At 74.4% G+C, this 1,332-nt stretch carries 1 protein-coding gene and 1 pseudogene; both read left to right on the top strand.

Features of this window, described 5'->3' with window-relative positions:
• Positions 1–250 precede the first annotated feature (250 nt).
• On the top strand, positions 251–1,006 hold the full coding sequence (locus N4P33_RS35300) for a TIGR03089 family protein (protein WP_260830995.1): 756 nt from the start codon (positions 251–253) through the stop codon (positions 1,004–1,006).
• 146 nt (positions 1,007–1,152) lie between these two features.
• Positions 1,153–1,332 (top strand): annotated as a pseudogene (locus tag N4P33_RS35295) (hypothetical protein); the annotation flags it as partial.

The following is a 1,332-nucleotide window of genomic DNA, read 5'->3' as shown; positions in this document are numbered from 1 at the left end:
GCGCGTGGCCGCTTCTGCCGTGGGCGCCCCTCTCGCGGCCGCCGCGGTGGCGGGCGGGGCGAGCGGGAGGGCGAGGGCGGCGGCGCAGGTGACACCGATTGAGGAAGCAAGAATTCCACGCATGCCCCGAGCTTGGACAGACCCGTACGAATCTGCCATCGGGGAAGTTCCGTGCGGCAGGCGCCCGTTCCCCCGAACCGGTGCCCCGTCCACTCGATGGGCGAGACGGTGTCCGCGTACGCTTGCGCGGGTGAACGCCACCGACCGCACCCCTGCCGACCTGCTGAGTTCCGCGCTGGCCGCGGACCCGGGACGCCCCCTGGTGACCTTTTACGACGACGCCACGGGCGAGCGGGTCGAATTGTCCGTGGCCACCTTCGCCAATTGGGTGGCCAAGACCGCGAACCTGCTCCAGGACGAGCTGTCCGCCGAGCCGGGCGACCGGGTGGCGCTGCTGCTGCCCGCGCACTGGCAGACGGCGGTGTGGCTGCTGGCGTGTGCGTCGACCGGCGCGGTCGCGGACGTGGCCGGCGATCCTGCGGCGGCCGACATCGTGGTGAGCGGCCCGGACACGCTGGACGAGGCACGCGCGTGCCGGGGCGCACGGGTCGCCCTGGCGCTCAGGCCGCTCGGGGGCCGTTTCCCGCAGCCCCCGGAGGGCTTCGCCGACTACGCCGTGGAGGTCCCGGGGCAGGGTGACCGTTTCGTGCCGTACGCGCCGGTGGATCCGGAGGAGCCGGCGCTGATCGTGGCGGGGCGGGAGTTCACCGGCGCGGAGGTGGTCGAGCGGGCCCGGGCCGAGGCGCCGGAGATCGGGCTGACCGGGCCCGGCTCGCGTGTGCTGTCGGGGCTGCCGTACGACACGTGGGAGGGGCTGAACGCGGGGCTGTACGGGCCCTTGGCGACCGGCGGCTCCGTGGTGCTGTGCCGCAACCTGGACCGGCTCGGCGAGGACGCCCTCGACAAGCGGGTGGAGAGCGAGCGGGTCACGGTCATCGCGCGGTAGCGCCTGCCACGCCGGTTCCCCCGTTCGGCGTAACAACAGCCCGCCCTCGCCGTCCGTCAGGGGCATGTTCGTAAGGACACACGCACACACCGATCCGCAGGCCTCCGTACGCCCGTCCCGACACGCAGTGAGGGGTGGACCCGGTCATGAGCGACACCGCAGGCGCCTCCCCCACGGAGCCGGGACCGGAAGAGGGCCCGAAACCCGGACCGGAACAAGCCCCGAAGCCGGGACCGGAGCAAGGGTCAGGCCAGGCCCCCGCGCCCGGCGCCACCGCCACCGGACGCGGCCTCGCCCGCCGCAGGCGCCGCCGCTGGATCGGCGGG

Origin of the sequence: Streptomyces sp. 15-116A (assembly GCF_025290915.1) — a bacterium.
Lineage (GTDB): Bacteria > Actinomycetota > Actinomycetes > Streptomycetales > Streptomycetaceae > Streptomyces.
The sequence above is the reverse complement of the archived record's forward strand: the minus strand, read 5'-3'. Positions and strand labels throughout refer to the sequence as shown.